Raw genomic sequence first — 24,285 nt, forward strand, 5'->3', positions numbered from 1 at the left:
GCTCATGCGTATTTCACCTCCGACGATGGTGTTTCGCCATGTCAAGATCATCGCGCTGCTGCTTGCAGGTACGGCCACGTCTATTTGGGCTCAGGCTAGTTTTCCTTCTCCTGTACTTACCTCCATCACACCACTTGGTGGGAAGCCCGGCAGCCATGTTGAAATTCAATTCAGAGGATCGGATTTGGACGGGGCTAAGACGCTCCTGCTTAGCAGTCTGAGCCGGACGGATTCTCGCAGTCTCCAACTCGAGCCCGTGGCAGGAAAGAAGGGGATGTTAGGAGTTCAACTGCCAAATAACCTGCCTAACGACTTCTATGATGTGAGACTGGTCGGACGATATGGGGTGTCAAATCCCCGAGTCTTTCAGGTGAGTCACCTTGATAACGTGGAATCTCCTGGCTCGAATTCCAAGTCAGATCGAGCTTTGAAAGTGCCATTAAATGCCGCCATCCAGGGTGTTTTCAAAGAAAGCATTCCGCATTGGTTTGCCTTCGATGCTCAGAAGGGCCAAAGAATCTTGGGCGTTTTTGTCGGGGCTAACTTTGGCTCTAGAGTATCCTTGGTGGGGGCCGTCATAGATCATTCCGGTCGCGAATGGGCTAGGTTAAGAGATGGTCTGCTGGACTTTACGGCACCGAGCGACGGAGAGTTTAAGCTGCGCATAAACGATCTCATGTTTGGCGCTGGCGACGAGTATGGCTACCGCCTCAACCTAACAACAGGTGCAGTGGTATGGGGCATCGCGGGAGACGTTGCTTACGGATGGAATCTGCCAGGCGGTAAGGCCGAACATGGGCTGCGAATCAGCCAGGCCAATTCTTTGGAGCGTCTGGTTGTGGACTCAGTGAAGAAAGCGGATCTTCTTTCCACCAGCCCTGTTATCCCATTTATCCTTGGAAAAGAAGCAGATACCGTAGCTCCGCCTGCGGCATCTCCTATTCTCCTTCAACTGGACCAACAAACTGGAGGCTGGTTTCCTGAAAACGGAGCCTCGCAAAGCTTTGAGCTGGCTTTTAAAGCAGGGGAACGTTTTACCTTAGAGGTGATTTCTCAGCAAATGGGCCTCCCAACGGATCCACTTTTGCTCATTGAATCCGTGAAGAAAGACAGTGCAGGGAAAGAGAGTCTGACTCTCCAAGCCGATGTTAACGACCCAGTTGTGAATATTCCAGGCCCCTCGGTGCGTCTCAGTCGTTTGGACCCTTTTTACAGTTATGAAGCAAAAGCCGACGGCGTCTTTAGACTCTCGTTGAGTGATCCGCTCAATGCGGCTAATGGAAGACGTTACCCTTATCGTCTGAGGGTTTCAAAGATCATCGAATCGCGAGTGGAGAACGCCATCGCCATTCACCCTACACTACCTCCTGTAGCGGCTACGGGTCCTTATGAGATACCGAGTGCCAATGTTTGGCGTCAAGGCGTGACTGCCATCGAGGTTTTTTTGCCCGGGCGCTCGGCCAGCAGTGAATTCGTGAATCTGACGGTGACGGATCTTCCCCAAGGTGTCACCTGCTTAGGGGGCTTTGTAGGGAAAGGCCAATCATTGGGCTACATTGGCTTTCAAGCATCAAAAGATGCACCATTGGGAGCCTCAGTTCTGGCGGGGCTAAGGCAGACTGCCTTCCTTAACTGGGCCCTGAAAGACACGGGGCGCGAGGTGATGTCCACCCGCCTCGCTGGACCTCCTGCTCTGGGCGTGGTTGCAGAGCAGGCTCCCGCCATCATCGAATGCATAACACCCGGGATTCTAGAAGCGAGTCCCGAAGGAAAGCTGGAATTGGCGTTCAAAGCCACGCGTCACAATGCCTGTATAGATGCGCTAAAGCTGAAAGTATTGGGGCTCGTAGATGTGACTAAAGCACCTGAACTGACGATCCCCGCGAAAGCACTGGAGGGGAAATTGAGGATGGATGTGAAGGCCCTGAAGCTGGCTCCAGGAGAATACGGTTTTATCCTGCAAGGTCCAGCAAGGATGCCTTACCGACGTGAAGGGGCTGCGATCGCTGAAGCCGAGGCCCTTGTAAAGATAGCCTCGCAGTCGCGGACGGACATCCAAAAAGAATTGGAGGCTGTGAATGTCACTTTGAAAGCACTCAAGCCTGAAGATCAAGCAGGCCGAGCTCAGTTCCAGATCCAAATGAAAGAATTGACAGCGAAGATGGCAAAGGCTGATCAAGCCAAAGCGGTAGCTATTAAGACACTGAAAGATCTCACCGCTAAAAACCCCGCCAAAGACACCACATTCATTGTTTATTCCAACCCTATTCGGATTCGGGTGAAGGAGGCTGCCAAGAAATGAAACATTTACTTCTTCGCCTAACTCTGTTTTTGGCGCACGCGCTTTCCAGTGAGGGCGCGACGATTAATTTTGAAAAACAGCTTTGGCCTGTTTTGAAAGACAATTGCCTTGCCTGCCATAACAAGACCACCACCAAAGGTGAGCTGAATATGGAAACACCTGAACTCATGATAGAGGGAGGTGAAAACGGTAAGGGCATCGAAAGAGGGCAGGGGGATAAGAGTCTGATTTATCTAGCGGCTGCTGGAGAATGGGATTCTGAAATGCCGCCGAAGAGCAACAAAGTAGGGGCGGTGAAACTGACATCGGGCGAGCTAGCACTGCTGAAACAGTGGATTGATGAGGGCGCACTTTATTTAGCCAAACAACACCGAGTGATCGCCTGGGAGCCTTTGCCAGAAAGTTTTCGGCCCATCTATGCCACCGCCATCACAGCAAATGCGCAATATGCAGCAGCCGCGCGAGGAAATCAGGTGACTTTGTACCATCTGCCGACAGCGAAGCCAGTGACACGCCTAACCGATGATTTGTTAATCAAGTCAGGCCTCTATAAAAAGCCTGGAGTCGCACATCGTGATGTCATTCCCTCCATGGCTTTCAGTCCAGATGGCACACGACTGGCTACGGGAAGTTTCAGAGAGGTTAAAATCTGGCATCGCGAAGAGCTTAAGCCGAGACCTTCGACAGCCCTCGCTTCTTCGAGCAATTCAAAACTCACTCTTGTTAAGTCTTTGCCCGATACGGTGACTCTCATGGATCAATCGACTGGCGGCAAGCTACGCGACTTTAAGCATGGGGCAGCCATTTCAGCTTTTGCACTCAGTGCGAATCATCAGCGCCTCGCTACAAGTGCAGCCGATCATCAAATCAAGATTTGGGAAGTCGCGACCGGCAAAATGTTGGTGAACATTCAAGGAGATTTTGCCACTGAACTAGCCTTGAGAGATAAAGCGAATGCCATTGCTCGATCAACTTCTGAAGGGAGCTGGCAGACCGCAGCGATTGCCAAAGCTGAGAAAGAAAATACCGATCTCGCTACTCAATTAAAGAAAGTCAAGGAACTCGCTGACATCGCTAGAAAAGAACGTGATGACAAAGCCAAGGCACTGAAACTCAAGCAAGATGCGCAGACAGCTGCGAGCAAGACACTAGCCGAATCCGAGGCCCTCTTGGAAAAGTCTTTCGAAAGTAAGAAGGATGCTGCAATGATCCAAAAAAATAAGGCATCCATTGAGGCAGCCACGGCCGCTAAGAATCAATTGACTGAGGCCCAGGAAGCTTTCAAGCGAGCAGAAACAGCTATCCAGGATGCCGAGATGGAAATCACGCTGGTGACTAAGGCTATGGCCAAGGCCACTGGGGCTGTGACAGCAGCTAAACAAGCTCTTGAACTAGCCAAGAAGGACCTGGCAGCAGCTACCCTGACAAAAAATGAAGCCACTAAAGCTCACGCCTCAGCCATCCCCATTCAGTCATTTCTATGTTTTTCACCCGATGCACTGCAAGTGGCGGGCGTGGACACTGCCGGCGAAGTCCGTGTCTGGTCCGCAGAAACAGGAGTTCCTATCAGCCAACAAAGGGTGAACGAAATCGGTCAAGTTCAGGCCTTGGATTGGCCAACTCCTGCAGGTTGGGTGATCACAGGGAGTCAAGCGAGCTTACTGTTTCCCGATGAGTCGCAGGCGATCTGGAAACTTGAACGCACCGTAGGAAGTGGGGATGATAAATCCGTTATCACAGATCGGGTGAATGCTTTGGCTTTTTCAGCAGATGGCCGAACCCTAGCCATTGGCAGTGGTGAACCTTCACGCAGCGGCGATATTCTTCTTTGGGGAGTTGCTGAAAATAAGGTGATTGCCAACTACAACGAGCGTCATCTGGATAGTGTGTTGTGCCTGGATTTTTCACCCGATGGAAAGCTGCTGGCGTCAGGAGGTGCGGATAAAGTCGCGCGTATCACGGATCTCAGCACGGGTAAAGTACTCAAGGTTTTTGAGGGGCATACACATCATGTGTTAGGCCTATCTTGGCGTTATGATGGGCGGATGCTTGCTACCGCAGGGGCGGACAATGTGGTTAAGATTTGGGATTGGACAGCAGGAGATCGGCGCAAGAATGTGGAAGGGTGGGATAAGGAAGTCACTGCGACGGACTATCTAGGCGGCAGCGATACCCTGGCCACAACCTCAGGAGATGGCCGGGTCAGGATCATAAACAGTGCAGGAGCAGAAGTGAAATCTCTTCCCGGCGTTAAGGACTTTATGAATGCACTCGCGATTAACCGCACAGGGGATTGGCTGGTGGCGGGCGGTGAGGAAGGGGTACTGCACGTTTGGCGCGTTACTTCAGGGAAAGAGATCGCTCGTTTCACTCCCGAGCCCCATTGAAAGCGTCTTGTGGATCAAACGAGGCGCATCTTTTTGCGCAATAGCCACTCGACACTCAGGAAAATAATCACAGTGCCAAACCACCACCAACTGGACCAGAGGATGGTTTCGGAAATGGTGGTCTGCTTGCGGTCAATAGACTGAAGGAGGTTAGGTAATTCTGTGGCGGCCTGTTCCTCGCGTAGGAATCGCCCACCTGAGGACGAAGCCATGGCTTCAAGGAGAGGCCGATTCATCGTCAACGTCGCCCACTCAGGATTTCCAGAATCCGCAACCCGTAGAGACAGTCGAAGGTCGCCTCGCTGAGCCGTTGGACTTTCCGCGATTGCAATCTCATAAGCCCCGGTTTTCAGAGGCGGTGTAACAGCGCGATAAATCCCAAAGTGGGTTGGATCGGCCTCCAGTTGGAGTGTCGCCACTTCTTTGCCATCCAGCAGTAGAAAAGCACGTGGCTCGGCATTGCTCACGAGGTCACCCGCAGCATTGCGAATACGCACCCGAATTTCTGATTGCTCACCTGGGGTGTAGCGGAGCCGATCTGTGCCGATGGAGACCTGTTGATTCTCGGCCTGGAAGGGCGGGGCGGCAATCCAAGCAGCTAGCTGCATCCAGAGGCGCTGGTGATAAAGATCGCCTACCTGATAACGCCAACGCCAGAGATCATCCGTACCCAAATAAAGAACGGCCCCTGCGCCGACTGACCGGAAGACGGCCGCAGGACGACCCGTTTTGGCCTCTGGAGCGGCACTCGTTTGAAAATAGGCCAGCGTGGTAGCCCCAGGTTGAGCCTGAACATAGGAGGCCCAGCGCATGTCAGGTAAGGTCGGCCAAAGGGTGCTATTTGCGCTCGGGCTGTCGCTCAAACGCAGGGCTGATTGCCGTTCACCTTCACTGGACAGATTCCAAACAATCTTTTGGTTAGACGGTGTTTCAACCGTCCATGTTACAGGGAGCAGCGCGGCTGTTTTCCCCTCGGCCCACTGCCTCAAATGCCCCCGTGCGCCATCAATGAGAATGAGCCCTCCCCCGCGCTTTTCGACAAATTCGACCAACCAGTCTGTTTGGGGTGCACTGAAGCGCGAAGGCGGCACATCGCCCAAAAGAACAAGGTCATAGCTCAATAAATCTTCTCTGGTTTTGGGGAATTCCCTCTGTAAAGCGCCATCCTGAGCTTTTTCCGCGTAGTCATCCAGCACCAGCTTCGATTCCCAGCGATCATCCCGATCAAAGTGATTGTGAATGTACCGAGTCTCCCACCGCGGACGCCCGTCGAGAATGAGCACCTTGCGTTTCCGGTTTAACAAGTGCAACGCCACTTCACGCGTGTTGTTAGCGCGTGTCTTTTCAATGCCTGATCGCTCCCCCTGCGCAGCCACCTGGACTTGGAGAAGACGAAGGGTTTTATCTCGCTCGGACGCCGCAGCGTCTGGCAATTGTTTGACGGGGAAGGTGAAGTCAAACCGGCGGTCACCTTTTCCATCGGCGGTGAAGGTTTGCTCCCAAAGAGTCTTGCCACCGCTGGTGATTCGCACCTGGGCAGGTGTGCCTGATGGCAAAGAATCACTGACGATGACCCGCCCCTGGAGGTTCTCTTCCGCAAAAACAGATTCAGCCGTCACGACATTCAGCACACTGAGATCGGGTGGAGGAGTCTCGCTGCCAAAACCGATGGTGAAAATCGGCGTGCCTGCCTGCTTCATCGTTGCCGCGAATTCCTCAGGTGACCCTGAGGCATTGTGTTGGCCATCCGTTAGCACCACCAGGGCTGTGCCTGGCGTTGCAGGCCCAATTGCGTCCCGCAATGCACTATCGAGGTTCGTAATCGGCACATCGGCCTGGAGATCGAATTCACGAGGCATCTCCCCAGAAGTGTCCTTGCCCTTTTGCCGATGCCACCACAGGCGCTGGGTCTGCTGCCCCCGCAGTAGCACGAGCTCGACATCCTGAGTCTCCGTCAGTTTTTTCAGCAAAGGTGTTGTGCCTCCCAGGAGCATTTTTTCCGCACGTGTTAGACGGGAAGCTGTCGAGCTCACTTTATCCGTTGTCGCCTCCGTTGCATTTGACGCATTGGGTGTAGGTGCGAGATCATCTTCCAGCTTCATACTGGCAGAGGTGTCCACGGCCAGCACCACACGGCCTAACTGACGTTGGGTGGTCTCCCGTCGCATGACAGGACCGGAAAGTGCCAGAACAAGAATGAAAACAGCCCCTGAACGCAGGGCCGCCGGCAGCCAAGTCGCCGCCCCCGTTTGATGTCGGGATTCCCGACGATAAAGAAACCACATCGCCGCTGCAAGCACAAAGGCCAGTCCCCAGACTGCTAGGGCAGGGTAGTCCCCGGTAAAACGAAGGGTGGTTTCGGTGGTGGGATTCACTGAGTTGGCAAATGCGTTGAGGCGAGAAGAGGCGGGTGTTCGCCACCTCACTGTCGCCTCGCCCTTAAACTCACAAAGTCAAAAGGGCATCAAAGAACAGCGGCAAAACCCAAAACCTAGCGAGAAAAACACGAGAAGTTTTCGTTCATCGTAGTCCAGTAGCTCCCAGACATGAGTCGAAGCTCTGTTTTGTGGCCAGGGCCCTCTCACCTCCAGGTTGCACAGCGCCGATTTTGCGCCCATCATCGCAGCCCCTTTGGCCCTTTGCCGTTTTTTCCCATGCTCGCACAACTCGACTCCCTCAAAACTGAAGCCCTCGCCGCGCTTGATACCTTGTCTGATGAAGCTGCGCTGGAGGCCTTCCGCATTGATTACCTGGGTAAAAAAGGCAAGCTGACTGCCCTCAGCGCAGGCATGCGCGATGTCTCTCCCGATTTAAAAAAGGAAGTGGGGGCCAAACTCAATGAAGTGCGTGAATCCATCACCGGTGGCCTCACCATCCGCCAAGAAGCTCTTCAATCCGCCAAAGACGCCGCCTCCGTCGCGGGCATTGACCTCAGTCTACCAGGGCGCCCTGGCACAGGCATCGGCACCCTGCATCCTCTCACACAGATTCGTGATCTCGCCGTGCGCACCTTGCGTCGTGTCGGTTTTACTTTGGCAGATGGTCCAGAGATTGAAACGGAATGGCATTGTTTTGATGCCCTGAACACACCTGCCGATCACCCCGCTCGCAATGAGAGTGATACTTTCTACCTGCCGGATGGTCGCCTGCTACGCACTCACACCTCGAGCGTACAGATCCGCACCATGGAAACCGTCAAGGCACTGCCAGTTCGCATCATCGCCCCGGGGGCTGCCTATCGTCGCGATGAAATTGACGCCACACACCTCAGTGTATTCAACCAGATTGAAGCCCTCTACGTGGATAAAGAAGTCAGTCTGGCCGATCTCAAGGGCACGCTGGAATTCTTCTTCCGCGAAGTCTTCGGTCCTAAAACCGTCGTCCGTTTTCGCCCGCACTTCTTTCCTTTTACCGAGCCTAGTTTCGAGATTGATGTAAAGCTTGAGGCCAAAGGAAAAGAAGCTCGCTGGATCGAAATTGCAGGTTGCGGCATGGTGGACCCCGCCGTTTTTGCCGAAGTCAGCAAAAAGCGTGGTGACGATTTGTTCGACCCTGAAAAAGTCACCGGCTTTGCCTTTGGCATGGGTCTAGACCGCCTCGCTATGATCCTTCACGGCATCAGCGATATCCGCCACCTCATCGAAAACGACGCCCGCTTCCTGCAGCAGTTTTAATAGGCGATCACAATTATTTATACAGGATTAACAAGATTGCAGGATTAACAGGATTTTTCTTTGGATGATGACGATTGACCAACTCACCGAGAAAGTGATTGGCATGGCCATGGAGATTCATCGCCACATGGGTCCTCGATACAGTGAATCCATTTACCATCGAAGCCTTGAGGTGGAACTTGCTGCGGCGGCGATTCCATTTGAATCCGAAGTGCCCATCAATGTTTTTTATAAAGGGAGAATAGTCGGTAAGTTTGCCGCAGATCTGGTCATTACTATCAGCAAAAAGCTTCTTATTGAGCTCAAATCTTGTGAGAACATCGTCAAAGCACATGAAGCTCAGACTGTTAACTATCTAACGGCAACTGGAATTGATCACGGTCTCATCCTTAATTTTGGTGCCCAAAGTCTTCAATTTAAACGCAAATTCCGTCTTTACCGTCCTTCTGGTAATCCTATCGATTAGTAACAAGAGTCTGAATCCTGTTAATCCTGTAAAAATAAGGTTCCCCTGTTTCCCTGCACCTCACTTTTCTCCTTTCTCTCATGCAAGTTTCTCTCTCCTGGCTCAGCACGCATCTTGACCTCAGCGCTTACTCCACTCCCCAGCTTTCAGACCTCTTGACCTTTGCAGGTATTGAAGTGGAAGGTATTGAAGAAACGGGGATCGCTTCGGACAAGGTGGTGGTGGCTCAGATCGAATCGTTTGTTCAGCATCCGAATGCGGATAAGTTGAGCGTCTGCCAGGTGGACGATGGCTCTGGCACGTTGCGACAGATCGTCTGCGGAGCTAAGAATTTTAAAGCTGGGGACAAAGTGCCTCTCGCGCTTCCCGGCGCCGTGCTTCCGGGCGGCTTCACCATCAAGGAAGGCAAACTTCGCGATGTGGTCTCCAATGGCATGATGTGCAGCGGCAAGGAGATCGGTCTTGGAGAAGACACTGGCGGGCTCATGATTCTAGATGCCTCTTTGCCCACTGGTAAACCGCTGAAAGAGATCCTGGCTTCCGATACCGTCTTCGATTTGGAGATCACCCCGAACCGGTCCGATCTCCTCAGCCATCTGGGCTTAGCCCGGGAACTGGCCGCACTCACAGGCTTGCCATTGAAAGGTGCCCGGGATCACACCGCAGCAACTTCCAACTCCCGCCCTGCCCAAGAAACCGAAGTCGCCCTTCAGGCCACGGAGGGTTGTCCTTACTACACCGCCCGCGTCATCAAAGGTATCAAGGTCGCCCCGAGCCCGGATTGGCTCAAAGCGCGCCTGGAGAGCATCGGGCTGCGTCCGATTAACAACATCGTGGACATTACCAATTATGTTCTCATGGAAATGGGCCAGCCCCTGCATGCCTTTGATCTGGATAAGCTCAATGGAGGCATCGTGGTTCGCCGTGCCAGTGAAGGGGAAAAGATTCTTGCTCTCGATGGCACTGAGCCGACCCTTCTTCCAGAGGATCTCATCATCGCTGATAGCCAGCGCCCCATTGCCATCGCTGGCGTCATGGGCGGAGAAGAAACGGGCGTTACCGAGGGCACCGTGAACATGCTGCTAGAGAGCGCCTACTTCACGCCTTCAGGCATTCGTCGTACTTCCCGTCGCTTGGGCATCCATTCAGATTCCAGCTATCGCTTCGAACGCGGCAGCGATCCTCACCAGGTCCAGGGTGCCTCGGATCTCGCTGTGAAGCTCATCCTCGAAATCGCGGGTGGTCAGGCTGAGGAAACCATCGCCCTCGCTGGCTCGCCCCCCACGCTTTTGCAGGACGTCACTCTGGATGAAGAGCGTGCGCATCGTTTGTTAGGCGCTCCAGATTTGAAGACCGAGGAAGCCCATGCCATTCTTACTAAGTTAGGCCTGACCAAGACCAGCGGTGATGCTGCCAAAACCACCTGGTCCATCCCTAGCTACCGCTTGGACCTCGTCCGCAGCGTGGATCTTGTCGAGGAGATCGCTCGTGTGGTGGGTCTAGATCGCGTGCCCTCACGTTTCACGGCCGTCATGGCCAGTGGGGATGCTACGGATCGTCAGTATGACCATGTCATGCAGCTACGCCATGCCCTGGCAAATCGTGGGTTTAACGAAGCGCAAACCTTGAGGCTTATTTCCACGGCTCAGATCAGCGATAGCCTGGGTAATGCTAACCCAGCTGCTGTGAGCGTGGCTTTAAAAAACCCGCTGAGTGAAGACCTCACCACCTTGCGCCCTAGTCTCATTCCTGGCCTGCTCGCCACCGCCGCGCTAAATAACCGCCAAGGACTGCAGCGCCTGCGTTTCTTTGAATCTGGCCGCATCTTCCTGAAGCTACCGAACGGTCAAACACGCGAAGAAGATCGCCTCGCCATTCTGCTCAGTGGTCCTGTGGCCACTAGCTCCTGGCATGGTCGCGACCCACAGCCTGCGGATATCTTTGACCTCCGTGGATTGGTCGAAGCTCTCCCTGGTGTTACCTCCCTGGATATTAAGCCGCTGGTAGATAATGGTACGTTCCTTCTGCACAGCGAGCTGAAGGTGGGAAATCGTGTCTTGGGCTGGATCGCTCAAGTGCATCCCGCGCGTGCTCGGCAGTTGGATGCTCGCCACCCTGTCTATGTGGTGGAACTCCTCCTCAGCGCGCTTCGTCAGGGCAGCAGCGGTCCGGCGAAATTTGAAGATCTACCTCGCTACCCCGCCGTCACTCGTGACGTGGCTTTTGAGCTCCCAGCGGATCTGCCAAACACTAAGGTAAATGCCTTCTTCGCAGGTATCAAAGAAGCACTCTTGATCAAGGCAGAGCTCTTTGATGTCTTCTTGGATCCAACTGGAAACAAACTGCCTGCAGACCGTAAATCCGTGGCCTGGACGCTAACCTATCGTTCTGCTGAGAAGACCCTGGAAACGGCCGAAGTAGATGCGACTCATGCACGCATTCTCTCCGCTCTGGAGAAAGCTCTGCCTGCGACGATTCGCCGCTAGTCGCAAATTGGATATGATTGTCTTGGGATTATCTGGAAGAAGGTAATCCTGAGGCAGGATATTTAAAAAAAACGGCACTCTGTCTCTAACACAGAGCCCAAGCTAAGCAGCCACCCGTTCATACAGGTGACTGCTCAAAGCATCAATTAAACATCATCGTCACCGTCGCTATCTCCAGATTTTTTGCCACGGAGCTTAGCTTCCATGAAGGCATCTAGGTCCCCATCCATGACGTCGGCCACGTTACCGGTCTTCTCGCCCGTGCGGTGATCTTTGACCATCTGGTAGGGCTGGAAAACGTAACTGCGAATCTGACTCCCCCAGCCGATTTCGGTCTTCTCTCCATACTGGCGAGCGATTTCAGCTTGGCGTTTGTCTTCTTCGATCTGGTAGAGTTTGGCCTTGAGCATGGCCATGGCTTTGGCCCGGTTTTTTGGCTGGGAACGCTCCACCTGACAGGCAACGATGACACCTGAGGGAACGTGGGTGATACGGACGGCCGTTTCCACCTTGTTCACGTTCTGGCCACCTTTACCACCCGCACGGTAGGTATCCACCTTGAGATCGTCATCGCGTACTTCGATGTCGATTTCCTCTTCGTTGTCAGGAGTGACGTCAATGGAGGCAAAAGAGGTGTGACGCTTCTTGGCCGCATCGAAGGGCGAAATCCGAACGAGGCGATGCACGCCACGTTCTGCCTGGAGAAATCCAAAAACGTTTTCGCCTGTGATTTCTAGAGTGGCAGAGCGCAGCCCCACATCATCACCTTCCTGGTAATCAATGGTCTGCACCTTGTAACCTCGGCGTTCCGACCAGCGCACAAACATGCGCATCAGCATGGCTGCCCAGTCGCACGCCTCCGTGCCACCAGCACCGGAGTGGATAGTGAGGAAGGCGCCGCCACGGTCAAAGGGCCCTTTGAGAAGGAGCTCCAACTCGTAGTTGCCGATGGCTTTCTGGATCGCATCAAACTCGGCTTGAACTTCGCGGTAACTTTGAGTATCGCCTTGTTCCTTGGCCAGTTCGATCAACACAGGGAAGTCTTCCACGCGTGCATCCAGCTCACCCAAAGGGGTGATTTGTTTCTTGATCACGTTGGCGCGATCAATGACTTTTTTGGCGGCATTCTGGCTGTCCCAGAAGCCTGAGTCGGTCATCTTGTGTTCGAGCGCCGACAGCTCTTCGGTCAGTTTAGGGAGGTCAAAGATACCTCCGGAGTTCGCTCAGGCGGCCTTTAAGGCTCGCCACGTCGAACGCCTGGAGGTCGGTCAGGACGGACTTGTTGGTCGTTTCCATAGAAATGGCAGATAGGACACAGCTTCGATGGATGCAAATGCGAATTGCTTCATTCCTTCGAAGACAGGGTGATCCTTTCCCCACACTGCATGAGTTGAAAAGGCTGACTCAGGCGCTCACAGGCCTGGGTGAATTCCGCCGGTGTTTCGGTATTGAAGGTGAACATGTCGTAATGGCAGGGTACCACCAGTTGGGCGCGGCAGGCTTTGGCTAGAGCCGCCGCTTCCGTGCCATTAAGATTCCCAGAGACTCGCCGCTCTAGGCGGTGCCCATTGATCGGCAGTAGCATGAGGTCACAGGCTAGAGGGCGAAGGGTTTCAATCAAACCGTCATGCCACAGCGTATCTCCGCTGTGATAGATGGTGAAAGCACCACAGCGAAGAATAAACCCAATACAGTGATGCCGCCCTAACTCATCGGTCTTGAGCTCATTGTGAGCTGCCGCCATGCCTTCGATGGACCATTCGCGTTCAAGATAACAGTCACCATCATTCAGCTCTAGATAGGCCAGGTCGGCTTCCCCAAGTCTGGCTTTCGCTTCAGGAATAATTGGGGCAGGAAGAAATATAGGTAATCCAGGATTAGCCTTCGCAATAGGGATCAGTGTTTGGGCATCCAGGTGATCCGTATGCAGGTGACTTGCTGTGACGAGTGCTAAATCGGTCAACCGGGAAGGGGAGATGCATCGCTCAGTCATTCTCACATGCGGTTTGTCCGTCCCGGCATATTTCTCGGTGAGAGAATCCGACAAATAAGGATCCAACAGAAAAGCATAACCATTCCATTTGATCAGAAACCCACTTTGCCCTAGCCACCAAACGTCCAGGCGGCTTTCATCGGCAGGAACTGAGGAGATGTCATTGAGCAATGCATCGTCCTTTTGCAAAGGTTGAATCATAATAACAACATTGTGGGGAAAATGCGAAAAAACCAGCAAGAGCAGCATGCAACTGCTTCTCGAGTCATGAAAATTGATGAGAAGCAGTGGTTTTGAGGCAGTAGCCCGCTCGATCCACTCTTAATAAGGGCCTTCTAGGGCCATTTTCTTGAAATTTAAAGACTCGGTTTGGTGAAAGTTCGGGATTGAGTCAAAACCGCCGTTTGCCAAAGGCCTGAAATCTGTTAGTCTCCGCGCCCCTTCCCCCATACGCCCATCTAATGACCCCTCCTTCCAAGATCCGGAACATCGCCATCATCGCACACGTTGACCATGGCAAGACCACCCTTGTGGACTCTCTACTACGTGCCAGCGGTAACTTTCGCGAAAACCAGGCCATTGCCGAGCGCGCCATGGACAGCATGGACCTTGAAAAGGAAAAAGGTATTACCATCAAGGCTAAAAACACCTCAGTTCATTGGGGCGAAAACATCATCAACATCGTGGATACACCGGGCCATGCCGACTTCGGTGGTGAAGTGGAGCGCGTGATGAAGATGGTGGACGGCGTGATGCTTGTCGTGGATGCCTATGAAGGCCCCCAGGCACAGACTCGTTTCGTTTTGAAAAAGGCCATGCAGCAGGGCATTAAGCCGATCGTGTTCATCAATAAGATGGACCGTCCTCACATCAAGCCCGATGAAGTGCATGATAAAGTGCTGGAACTCCTCATGGAGTTGGAAGCTACTGAAGAGCAGTTCAATGCCCCCTTTGTTTACGGCAGTGCCCGCGCCCTCTGGGTCAGTGATACTGCTGAAAGCGAGAAGAAGGACATGACTTTCCTCCTCGAAAAGATCGTTGAGCATATCCCAGCACCCAAAGCTGAATTGGAAGGCAGCTTTGAAATGCTGGTTTCTAACATTGACTGGGATAACTTCGTGGGTCGTGTGGCCATCGGTAAAGTGACTCGCGGCACCGTGAAGATGGGGGATAAAGTTTTCCTTCAGGGCAAGCAGCCAGGTGACAAACCGACCCCGATCAAGGTGACCAAAGTTTTCCAATACACCACCCTGACCACCAGTGACTCCGTCGAAGGCGGCGCTGGTGACATCGTGGGTATCTCCGGTTTTGAAGATGTGGACATCGGTCAGACCGTGACTGGAGCTGCTGACGCTCCCGTGCTGCCATTCGTGGCGATTGACCCTCCAACCATCGTGATGCAATTCGCGGTCAACGACGGCCCTCTGGCCGGTCGTGAAGGTGAGCACGTCACCTCCCGTAAGATCAAGGACCGCCTGGAGCGTGAGCAGAAGATGAACGTGACCTTGTCCGTAAATGACACGGATACGGCGGGTATCTTCGATGTCAGCGCCCGTGGTGCCATGCAGATCGCCGTTCTCGTGGAGCAGATGCGCCGCGAAGGTTTCGAAGTGCTGGTTTCTCGTCCGATGGTTATCACGAAGCGCATTGACGACGTCATCTGTGAGCCGTTTGAAACCCTTTACATTGACGTGCCGGATGATTACCTCGGCGGCGTGATGAAGACGATCTCCGAGCGTAAAGGCCGTATCGAAGACATGAATGCTCACAACGGTCGCACGACCCTTCAAGCATACATCCCGACTCGTGGTCTCATTGGCTTCGAATTCGAACTCATGAACTTGACCAGTGGCCACGGCATCCACAGCCACCTTTTCCGCGAATACGCTCCTCACGCCGGTCATATGCAGACTCGCAGCACGGGCACCCTGGTGAGCACCGAAGCTGGCGAAGCTACCTCCTACGCCCTGGATACCATCCAGGAGCGCGGCAAGCTCTTCGTCACCGCAGGTGACTTGGTTTATGATGGCATGATCATTGGTGAAAACCCACGCACGGATGACCTTCCAGTCAACCCATGCCGCAGCAAGCAGCTCACCAACTTCCGTGCCGCTGGTGGTGACAAAGGCATTCAGCTCACCCCTCCGGTGAAGTTTGGTCTTGAGCGCGCCATTGAGTACATCGCTCCTGATGAGCTCGTGGAAGCGACACCCAAGAACATCCGCCTGCGCAAGCGCACACTGGATTCCGCCCAGCGCCAGCGTGAGCGTAAGCGCACAGAAGCTGAAATCGCTTCTGCGGGTTAATAGGTTTATCTTGGAGCGCGTCGAAGAACCGGGTAAAACATCCGTTTTCTTCGACGCTCCCCATGACTCGCACCTTTTCCCCACGCGACTTTTCGATCGCCCTAGCTCTGCTAGGGATTTGTGGTTTTTTCGCGGTGGTCGAGCCCAAGTTTCTCGACTCACGCAACCTGTCATTGTTAATGACAGAGTTGTCCATCACGGCCACTCTGGCCATGGGCATGCTGTTGGTTATTCTTTCCGGTCACATAGACCTTTCTGTGGGAAGTGGATTGGCCCTCCTAAGTGGCATTGCCACGGTTTTAACTGCTAAAGCTGGCTTTCCGGCGCCTCTTTCTCTCTTCATTGGCCTAACCGCAGGTTTGCTTATCTGGTGGGGGAAAGGCTGGCTCATTGTCAAAGAGCGTATCCCTGCTTTCATCGTTACCCTTGCAGGCTTATTGGTTTTTCGAGGGCTATTTTGGTTAGTCATTCAGAACCAGACCGTGCCCGTAGTGCCTGGTGGGCAGAGCAATCTGTACTCTCTTATCAGCACCTTCTACTTGCCACCGCTGATGGGATACGCGCTCATCACGGTGATCATCGCCACACTCGTACTCGCCACCTTAAAAACACGCCGCCAGCGTTTGAGCCACGGCTTTGAGGCCGAAAGTGGCGAGTCCACCTTTTTGCGAGTTTTTATCGCTGCTCAGGCTCTCGTCCTCTTTGTTGTCGTGACGAATCAGTTCCGTGGCATACCCCTACCTGCAGTGATCTTTGGTGTGGTGGCGACAAGCGTTTATCTACTCACTCAGCACACCGCTTTTGGGCGTTATCTCTACGCCATTGGCGGGAATCCTGAGGCAGCTTTGGTCTCGGGCATTCCGGTGGGGCGCGTCGTCATCGGAGCCTTTGCACTCATGGGAGGCATTGTGGCTATTACCGGTTTCATGCTGACTTCCTACACGGGCAATTCCACCACAGATATTGGTGAGTGGATGGAGTTGGATGCGGTGGCCGCTTGTGTCATTGGCGGGGTAAGTCTGCGTGGTGGGCGAGGAACGGTGCTAGGCGTCCTGGCGGGAGCTTTGATCATGGCTACCCTACTGAATGGCATGACCTTGATGTCCGTTTCCCCAGAGTATAAACTGGTGGTTCGAGGCAGCGTCTTGTTGCTCGCTGTCTGGATGGATGTGCGATTGTCACGTCAGTCATAACGGCCATCGTCACCGCATTTTAAGCTGGGCCTCTGTTGTGCTGGGCCCCTCCAATTCGGTGCTTCGAATGGACGTCGTGCGAATCTGACATGATTCCAGCATAATCTGGCATGAGTAACGTGAACAATTCAGCACGAGATCAGCGTTGATAATCTACACAACTGCAAGCAACCGTTCCCACCATGTCCCATCCCTCCAGCCAATTCAGCGCCCCGAAGTCCTACGTCGGCACCTGGGTAGCCACTTTGTTGCTGATCGTCGGTTTTGTCATCGGCCTGCTGATCTTCCCTCCCATGTTTGAAAAACCCTCCGCAGAAGCTTCCAGCGGGGTGCTTTTTATCGGTCGTTTTCATCCGATTCTCCTGCACATGCCAGTGGGCGCTTTAGGGTTGCTTTGCATCATGGAACTGGCCTGTTTGACCCGCAGTGGTGAGGAAAAGCTAGGCCCTGCAGCTCTACTGACTCTTTGGGTAGGGGCCGCTGGTTCGGTGGCAGCCGTGCTGGCAGGGATTATGCTTTCTCGCGAAGGCGGGTATGAAGGTGGCAATTTCACCCTTCACCAAACCTTGGCCTTGGTTGGCACTGCGGGTGTATTGCTGGCCTTGGTCGTCCGCATCATGGCGATGGGGCAGGGAAGCCAGGAGCTACTTCACGGCTATCGGGCTGTATTCTTTCTCTCTTTTGGCGTCATGGGCCTGGGGGCCCACTTCGGTGGCAATATGTCTCATGGCAGCAAGTTCCTCACGGAGCACGCACCGGAGCCGATGAAGAGCCAGATGATCGGGATGGAAAAATGGATGCTCGGCTTTGTCGAAAAACCCAAGACGCCCCCCCCGGCTGCCCTACCGCCTACGGCCCCACCAGCATTGCCCAATCCCGATCCGACCAAGCCCTCGACGAATGCTCCGACGGCCACGGTCACGCCACCAGCACCTCCCTCAACAACACCCGTTTTAGGGGGCATCGCTCCACCAATCATGGCAGGCACCGACAAACTGGTCTTTCAGCATGTCATCCTCCCGATTCTGGAAGCCAAGTGCAACAAGTGCCACAATGAGGAGAAGTCCAAAGGAGATCTCCGAATGGATAGCTTTGAAATGGTCATGAAAGGTGGAGAAAACGGTGCCAACATCGTCCCCGGTAAACCCGCCGAAAGTCTCAGTATCCAACGTATCGATCTCCCAGCCGACGATGACGAACACATGCCTCCCGACGGCAAAGATCAACTCACACCGGAAGAAACCACGCTTCTACGCTGGTGGGTGCAACAAGGTGCCTCCGCGACTCTAAAAGTCGCTGAGGCTAAGTTCCCGGCTGAAACCCAGGCCACCGTGGACGTTGTCTTGAAAGGACAGCCCTAGTTGCAGCGAACTGTCTCCCTACACTTTCTCATTCTTTCCCCTCACGTATGCGACTTCGTCCCCACCTTTTCTGCCTTTTGGCGTTGGCCTCTGCCGTCCTTGCGGCTGACCAGCCTGCTGCTGATCCTGCCATCAAAGCAGTTTTAGACAAAGTGAATGCTACGGGTGCATCCCTCATGCCGGTGGCTGCCGATGGTAAAACCTATCGTTTCACGGCCCTGAATGTAGCCAAGGAATTCACCGATGCCGGCTTGGCTGCCCTCGCCCCCATTGCGGAAAAAATCACCTCAGTAGATCTGGCCCGTACCAAAGTCACCGATGCAGGACTTGTCGGCTTAACGGGGATGAAAAACCTGACTGAGCTACACCTAGAAAACACCGGCATTACCGATGCAGGATTGGATCACTTGAAAGGCCTCGGCTCATTAGAATACCTGAATCTTTACAACACCAAGGTCACCGATGCTGGGGCGAAAAAATTGGCAGAATTTCCAAAGCTCAAAGCACTCTATTTGTGGCAGACTGGCGTGACGAAAGCCGGCGTTGCCCAGATCAAAGCGAAGTTGCCCACGGCCCAGATTAATACTGGCTGGACCGCAGAAGACGATGCAAAGGCTGTCGCCGTAGCGGCTCCGCCCGCAGTCGCGGCGACGAAACCCGCAGCCCCTGTTCCTGCTGCTGCCAAACCTGCAGACGCCCCTAAAGCAGCCCCTGCCGCCGCTGGTGCAAAATTAGATCCTGCCATCGCCGCGAAAGCCGTTGTTTATAAAGACGTCATCGCCCCGATTCTCGAAGCCAAGTGTGTGAGCTGCCACGGAGCGGAGAAAAAGAAAGGCAAGCTGCAACTGCATGAATTCGCCGCCATCATGAAGGGCGGGAGCGAAGGTGACGTGAATGTCGTACCTGGAAAGCCCGACGACAGCCTGCTTCTCGCGCGAATCAAACTCCCAGACGATGATGATGAGCACATGCCACCGAGCGATGAACCGCAAGTCACCAAAGAAGAGTTGGCACTGTTGAAGTGGTGGATCGCTGCAGGAGCTTCTGACACCGCCACGGTCGCTGCGGCGAAGCCAACTCCTGATGTGGAGAGCGCTCTCTCTGCCTTGTTAGGCAAAAACGCTCCGAAAACCTCTGCTCCTAAGGTGGTCAAAGAAGAAAAACCCAAGGCTAAACCTCTCACCGAAGCTGAGAAAAAGCAGGGCGCTGAAATCACGGCGAAGATCCAATCTCTCAATGCTTCCCTGATGCCTCTGGCTCAAGACACGGAGCAACTTCGCCTCAGTGTCATCAACGCCACAGACAAGTTTGGAGATCAAGAACTCGCTCTGCTAGCCCCCATAGCTACTCACATCGTCTGGGTGGATCTCGCCCGCAGCAAGGTAACCGACGCCGCAGCCGAGACCTTGTCCAAAATGTCCTCGCTGGAGCGACTTCACCTTGAAAATACCAAGGTAACAGACGCAGGGTTGGCCAAGCTAGCCTCACTTCAGAAGCTTGAATATCTGAACCTCTACGGCACTAAAACCACAGATGCAGGCATTGCCAAACTAGCCGCCGCTAAGGGCTTGAAAAAACTTTTTGTCTGGCAGACCGGCGTGACGCAAGCGGGAGCGAAAGCCCTGGAAGGGCAACTCCCAGGACTGAAGGTCAATGTCGGCCTCAGCGAAGCGGAAATTGCCAAACTTACCGCCGCTCCCCCGGTGCCCCCTGCAGCTTCTACTCCCCCTAAAAAAGAAGAGCCTAAAAAAGACGCGCCGAAGCCAGAAGCGAAGAAATCCGAAGCCAAACCTGCAGTAGCTCCACCTGTGGCGAAACCTGTGCCAGCAGCCAAAGCGGATGCGCCCCCGCCTGCAAAACCCGCTGACGCAAAGCCACCAGCTCCCGCACCTAAAGCCAATTGAGGCGGATGGACTTTTGAGTCCTCCTGTCTAAGTTTCCTGAACGCCGTTCTTGCGCGAACCAAAGGCAAACGGCGTTCGTTCGTTTAACAGACAAACCTGTCATGATGTCCCCCCATTCCAGTAAAGCCGCAACCAAGCTGGCCTTCTTTTCTTTCATCGGCCTAACCATGGCTTTGTTTTCGTGCAAACGACTGGAGGAGCGTGAGCCCATCACGGAATCGCGGGAACTTTCTCAGTATGCTCGCAAGCAGCTTGTGGACATCCGCAGTGCAGATCGCTTTTATGACCAGGAAGCACCTGCGGAAGATCCCAATGCTCCCCAGCAGCATCCTTTGGTCTGGGTGACGCCTGAAGGCTGGTCTGAAAAGCCATCCTCACAGATGCGTTTGATTGATTTTAGCTTTGGTCCGAATGGAGAAGGGGAATGTTACCTCTCGGCACTGCCGGGTCCTGCGGGTGGGCTCGCCGCCAATATCAATCGTTGGCGAAGCCAGATTGGTGCCTCGTCTTTGACCGATGAGGAAATCGACAAGCTGCCGCGCAAAAACTTCCTGGGTGGCCCTGCTCATTTTGTCAGTGTGGATGGCAGCTTCAAAGGCATGGGAGATGCCGCTTCGGCAAAGCAGGATTACCGCCTCCTCGGTCTCATCCATCAGGCCAGCGAGCTCACCCTCTTCATTAAGATGACGGGCCCTAAAGCTCTCATCGAAGAGAATGCAGCCAAGTTTGATGCCTTCTGCCAGTCAGTTCAGTTCCGTAAAAAAGCAGAAAAGATTCCATCGCATTGATGCGCCCCCTCGTTCTTCGCTGAAACGCCATTTCCGCCCTTTTCCACCGTGTCTGCACCCGCCTCCATTCCCTCTCGTATCATTGCATTTCTGAGCTCCTTCGGCCTTGCCGCCGTCGTGCTGGGGCTTCTCCTCATCTTGACGTTTTTAGGCACCCTGGAGCAGGCTGAATATGGCCTCGTCGCCAGTCAGGAACGTTACTTTGAATCCGTATTTGTGGACCGCATTGACATCGGGGCCTGCTGGCGCGCTCTGGCCTTTGATCACTACTGGAACATCGGCAACGTCATCCTGCCTGTAAACATTCTGCCGGGTGGTTATCTACTGATGGCCATCCTTTTTGTGAACATGTTCCTGGGCGGCCTCATTCGCATTCGCAAATCCCCCCGCACCATCGGTGTCGTCATCTCCCACTTCGCCATCCTGTTCATGATCGCTGCCGGCGCCGTGACCTATCACTTTGCCAAAGAAGGCATCCTCAATCTTACCGAAGGCCAGACGCACGACGAATTCCAGAGCTTCCATGAGCGAGTCATTGAGATCGAAGCCGTCAAACCAGCCGGAGAAAAAAGAACCGCGCTGGTCATTGATCAGCGGCTATTCACGGATCTCAGCAACAGCAGCGACCATGGCAAGGCACGCACTTTCACTCACGAAAGTCTCCCCTTTGACCTCGTCATCACCAACTGGAAACAGCATGCCGAGCCCAAGCGCGCTACCGATGTTACCCGTGGCGATGCTGTCGATGGCTACTTCATCCAGGCGCTCTCCCGCATAGACCCACGCACCAGCCAACTCCTTGCCGATGAAGCCCTCTCCCAGGCCTGCATCGCCATCGCCAAGGACAAAAAGACCGGCGCTGAGCAAAAAGGCATTTTGTGGGAGTTTGCAGCAGCTCCCTGGACAGCCACCTTTGGTGACCAGAAGTACCTCATCAATATTGGCCGTCGCAGTTACCGCCTGCCTTTTGCCATTCGTCTGGATCACACGGAGCAGGAAAAACACCCTGGTACCGAACGCGCCCGCCGTTTCACTAGCAAGGTCACCAAGCTGCATGGCCCGCGTGAGGAAAAGCGCGTCATCACCATGAATGAGCCCGTGCGTGGCGAAGGGTATGCCCTTTTCCAGTCCAGCTTTGACGATGGCACCGCTTCCAATGCCGGCGGGGTCAAGCGCTCAGGATTTCAGGTCGTGGAAAATCCATCGGATCACTGGCCTCTCATTTCCTGCATCATCGTTTCCATCGGCCTTCTCATTCACTTCATGATGATGCTCTCCCGCGCCATGAAATGGAATCCCTGGATCGCCGTCACCAACACGCTTCTCATCGTCACGGCAGGTTTCGTCATTGCCTACTGGAAGCTCTAAATCCTTCGCCCCTGAAATTTGTATGTCTTCCATTCCATCTCTCCGCGCTTGGGTCGCATCTTCGATGCTGGCCCTCGCATCGGTGGCCCCTGCTAAAGAATTACCTCCTCTGGATCTCTTTCGCGACCCGGAAATCACCCGGCTTTTTGAGTCTCTTCCCGTTCAGGAAGGCGGCCGCATCAAGCCACTCCTAAAGATGGCCAATGTGCGCCTTCAGGCCTCACGTGCTTTACAAAGCATCTGGCTAACTGAGAGCGGCGAATCCGACGGCAAACCTTTAGTGGACCCTGCCACTCAGAAGCCGTTGCTCACCGAAAAGGGCAAACCCATCAAGCTCACTTCCGTCCAATGGCTGCTGATGAGTTGGTTCCGCCCAGACATTGGCCGTACGGTGCCATTGTTTAAAGTGGATAACTCCTCTGCCGTTGCGGAACTCGGATTGGATACACGTGCTAAGCGGTCCCAATACACCTATCAGGAGATCGAACCTGCTCGTGAAGTCCTGATGCAGAAAATGACGGAGTATCGGCAGATCCCCGCCAAGGAACAGACGCCTGAGCAGCGCATCATTGTCGAGCTCGCTGCCAAGTATCTCGACTATGACATGATCATGGGGCACTTTGATTTCATCCGCTCCCCTGTGGGTGAAAATGCAGATAAACTGCCACCCGAAATCCCCCAGCCACTGCGTCTTTCCAAAAGTCTGCCAGATGTTGCCAAGACTCTCACCAGTGGTGGCCCTCCCATGCAAATTCCATGGTTTCGCGACTTCGCCCAGGCGGCCTTGGGCGCGATGATGAGCGGAAATCCCGAAGGCCAGCTCCGCATTTTCCCCTCCAGTGACAAAACCATTGAGGTCTGGCATGGTCCCGGAGAAATGATTTTTGGCGCCGTGAATGGCAGCGTCAACCCCACCCCTGAACAGCTCCAGTGGTTGGCGCTTTATGAGGATTTGTACCTCGCCTTACCAGACGCGGCCAAGTTCAAAGCCACGGCTGAGATGCTGGTATCCAAAGTCAAGGCAGCCGCCCAAGAGCGTGGCGAAGGTCAGTTTGTCAATCTAGAGATTCAGTCCATCAAAGCGGATTACTTCTTTTATGCTCAGTGGCTGTTCGTCCTGGGATTGATTGGCGTCGGCCTCACCTGGATTTCCCCAGGTGCTCGGCTTGATAAAATAGGTCGCTGCATCGCCTGGGGGTTCCTTGGTCTTGCCACAGCACTCACGGTGACAGGCGTCATTCTGCGCTGCATCATCATGCAACGCCCTCCCATTGCCACCTTGTATGAAACCATCCTGTTCATTGGCGCTTCCTGTGCTTTTTTTGGCCTAATCTCAGAGTGGATTTCAAAGCGTGGTCTTGGTCTCCTAATTGCCGGTCTAGCTGGCGGCGGCTGCATGTTCCTCGCCATCCAATTTGATACCGCTGATGCGACGGATAACCTCCAGCAGCTCCAGGCCGTGTTGATCACTAACTTCTGGCTCTCCACCCACGTGCCCATCATCAATCTTGGTTACGCCGCATGCATGGTTGCCACCCTGATCTCCATGAAATACTTCGTTCAGCGGATTTTTGGGCAAGTGAAGACCGGAGATGATGAAGCCCGTTTCATGACCCGCACGGCCTACGGATTCGTTTGTTTTGGTCTCCTTCTTTCCTTGGTTGGGACCGTGCTTGGTGGGATCTGGGCCAACTACAGCTGGGGACGCTTTTGGGGCTGGGATCCAAAGGAAAACGGTGCTCTCATGATCGTCCTCATGTGCCTCGTCATTCTGCATGCCCGCCTGGGTGGCTACATTCGGGAGATCGGCCTGCATTGCTGTAACTTGATTCTGGGCTGCATCGTCATCTTCTCTTGGTTCGGGGTTAATCAATTGGGGGTCGGCCTGCATGCTTATGGTTTTACCGATGGCACTTGGCCAAAGATCTACAGCTTCTGGGCCATCCAAATGCTGTTGCTGACATACGGCCTGATTCTGGCTTACCTAGAAGGACGGAAATCAGCCTCGGTTAAGACATCTGCGGCCTAAAATCCTCCACTTAACTGGATCGTTCCAA

Annotated in this window: 15 protein-coding genes; 12 read left to right on the forward strand and 3 right to left on the reverse strand. The window is 54.0% G+C overall.

The window, feature by feature from the left end; all coding sequences use genetic code 11:
* Window positions 1–4: 4 nt before the first annotated feature.
* Both HNQ64_RS16950 and HNQ64_RS16955 read left to right on the forward strand, forming a co-directional pair.
* Window positions 5–2,302 carry a hypothetical protein gene (locus HNQ64_RS16950; protein ID WP_184210775.1) on the forward strand — a complete coding sequence of 766 codons (2,298 nt, stop codon included), beginning with the start codon at window positions 5–7 and terminating at the stop codon, window positions 2,300–2,302.
* A complete protein-coding gene (locus tag HNQ64_RS16955; RefSeq protein ID WP_184210777.1) occupies window positions 2,299–4,689 on the forward strand; it encodes a c-type cytochrome domain-containing protein in 2,391 nt (796 codons plus the stop codon). The genes HNQ64_RS16950 and HNQ64_RS16955 overlap by 4 nt, the downstream gene beginning before the upstream one ends.
* Before the next feature lie 14 nt (window positions 4,690–4,703).
* On the opposite strand, the gene HNQ64_RS16960 is transcribed toward HNQ64_RS16955, so the two are convergent.
* Window positions 4,704–7,064, reverse strand: coding sequence for a VWA domain-containing protein (locus HNQ64_RS16960; RefSeq protein WP_184210779.1), 2,361 nt, complete (start codon window positions 7,062–7,064; stop codon window positions 4,704–4,706).
* Window positions 7,065–7,343: 279 nt separating this feature from the next.
* Between HNQ64_RS16960 and pheS the strand changes: the two genes are divergently transcribed.
* The 3 genes from pheS to pheT all read left to right on the forward strand — a co-directional run bounded on the left by pheS (window position 7,344) and on the right by pheT (window position 11,315).
* Window positions 7,344–8,363: a phenylalanine--tRNA ligase subunit alpha gene (gene pheS, locus HNQ64_RS16965; protein ID WP_184210781.1), complete on the forward strand. Its 1,020-nt coding sequence runs from the start codon at window positions 7,344–7,346 to the stop codon at window positions 8,361–8,363.
* Between the two features lie 64 nt (window positions 8,364–8,427).
* Window positions 8,428–8,829, forward strand: coding sequence for a GxxExxY protein (locus tag HNQ64_RS16970; RefSeq protein WP_246431084.1), 402 nt, complete (start codon window positions 8,428–8,430; stop codon window positions 8,827–8,829).
* 80 nt (window positions 8,830–8,909) lie between these two features.
* Entirely contained in the window at window positions 8,910–11,315 is a 2,406-nt protein-coding gene (gene pheT / locus HNQ64_RS16975) for a phenylalanine--tRNA ligase subunit beta (RefSeq protein ID WP_184210783.1), read from the forward strand.
* Window positions 11,316–11,461: 146 nt separating this feature from the next.
* On the opposite strand, the gene prfB is transcribed toward pheT, so the two are convergent.
* Window positions 11,462–12,587, reverse strand: a protein-coding gene (gene prfB, locus HNQ64_RS16980; RefSeq protein ID WP_221305481.1) for a peptide chain release factor 2 whose coding sequence is annotated in 2 segments (ribosomal slippage) — window positions 11,462–12,523 and window positions 12,525–12,587 — 1,125 coding nt in all. Because the reading frame shifts where the segments join, the coding sequence is not laid out codon by codon here.
* 73 nt (window positions 12,588–12,660) lie between these two features.
* Window positions 12,661–13,509: an MBL fold metallo-hydrolase gene (locus tag HNQ64_RS16985; RefSeq protein ID WP_184210785.1), complete on the reverse strand. Its 849-nt coding sequence runs from the start codon at window positions 13,507–13,509 to the stop codon at window positions 12,661–12,663.
* Window positions 13,510–13,769: 260 nt separating this feature from the next.
* On the opposite strand from HNQ64_RS16985, the gene typA reads away from it, so the two are divergent.
* The 7 genes from typA to HNQ64_RS17020 all read left to right on the forward strand — a co-directional run bounded on the left by typA (window position 13,770) and on the right by HNQ64_RS17020 (window position 24,257).
* Window positions 13,770–15,614, forward strand: a complete 1,845-nt coding sequence (gene typA, locus HNQ64_RS16990; RefSeq protein ID WP_184210787.1) for a translational GTPase TypA — start codon at window positions 13,770–13,772, stop codon at window positions 15,612–15,614.
* 62 nt (window positions 15,615–15,676) lie between these two features.
* Entirely contained in the window at window positions 15,677–16,807 is a 1,131-nt protein-coding gene (locus HNQ64_RS16995; protein WP_184210789.1) for a sugar ABC transporter permease, read from the forward strand.
* Between the two features lie 182 nt (window positions 16,808–16,989).
* A complete protein-coding gene (locus HNQ64_RS17000) occupies window positions 16,990–18,168 on the forward strand; it encodes a c-type cytochrome domain-containing protein (protein ID WP_184210791.1) in 1,179 nt (392 codons plus the stop codon).
* A gap of 47 nt (window positions 18,169–18,215) precedes the next feature.
* A complete protein-coding gene (locus HNQ64_RS17005) occupies window positions 18,216–20,072 on the forward strand; it encodes a c-type cytochrome domain-containing protein (RefSeq protein ID WP_184210793.1) in 1,857 nt (618 codons plus the stop codon).
* Window positions 20,073–20,173: 101 nt separating this feature from the next.
* Complete coding sequence (locus tag HNQ64_RS17010) at window positions 20,174–20,860, forward strand: hypothetical protein (RefSeq protein ID WP_184210795.1); 687 nt, start codon at window positions 20,174–20,176, stop codon at window positions 20,858–20,860.
* A gap of 48 nt (window positions 20,861–20,908) precedes the next feature.
* Window positions 20,909–22,228 (forward strand): cytochrome c biogenesis protein ResB, encoded by a 1,320-nt coding sequence (locus tag HNQ64_RS17015; protein WP_184210797.1) that lies wholly within the window; start codon window positions 20,909–20,911, stop codon window positions 22,226–22,228.
* Window positions 22,229–22,250: 22 nt separating this feature from the next.
* A complete protein-coding gene (locus HNQ64_RS17020; RefSeq protein ID WP_184210805.1) occupies window positions 22,251–24,257 on the forward strand; it encodes a cytochrome c biogenesis protein in 2,007 nt (668 codons plus the stop codon).
* The last annotated feature ends 28 nt before the right edge of the window (window positions 24,258–24,285 follow it).

The organism is Prosthecobacter dejongeii (genome assembly GCF_014203045.1).
GTDB lineage: Bacteria > Verrucomicrobiota > Verrucomicrobiia > Verrucomicrobiales > Verrucomicrobiaceae > Prosthecobacter > Prosthecobacter dejongeii.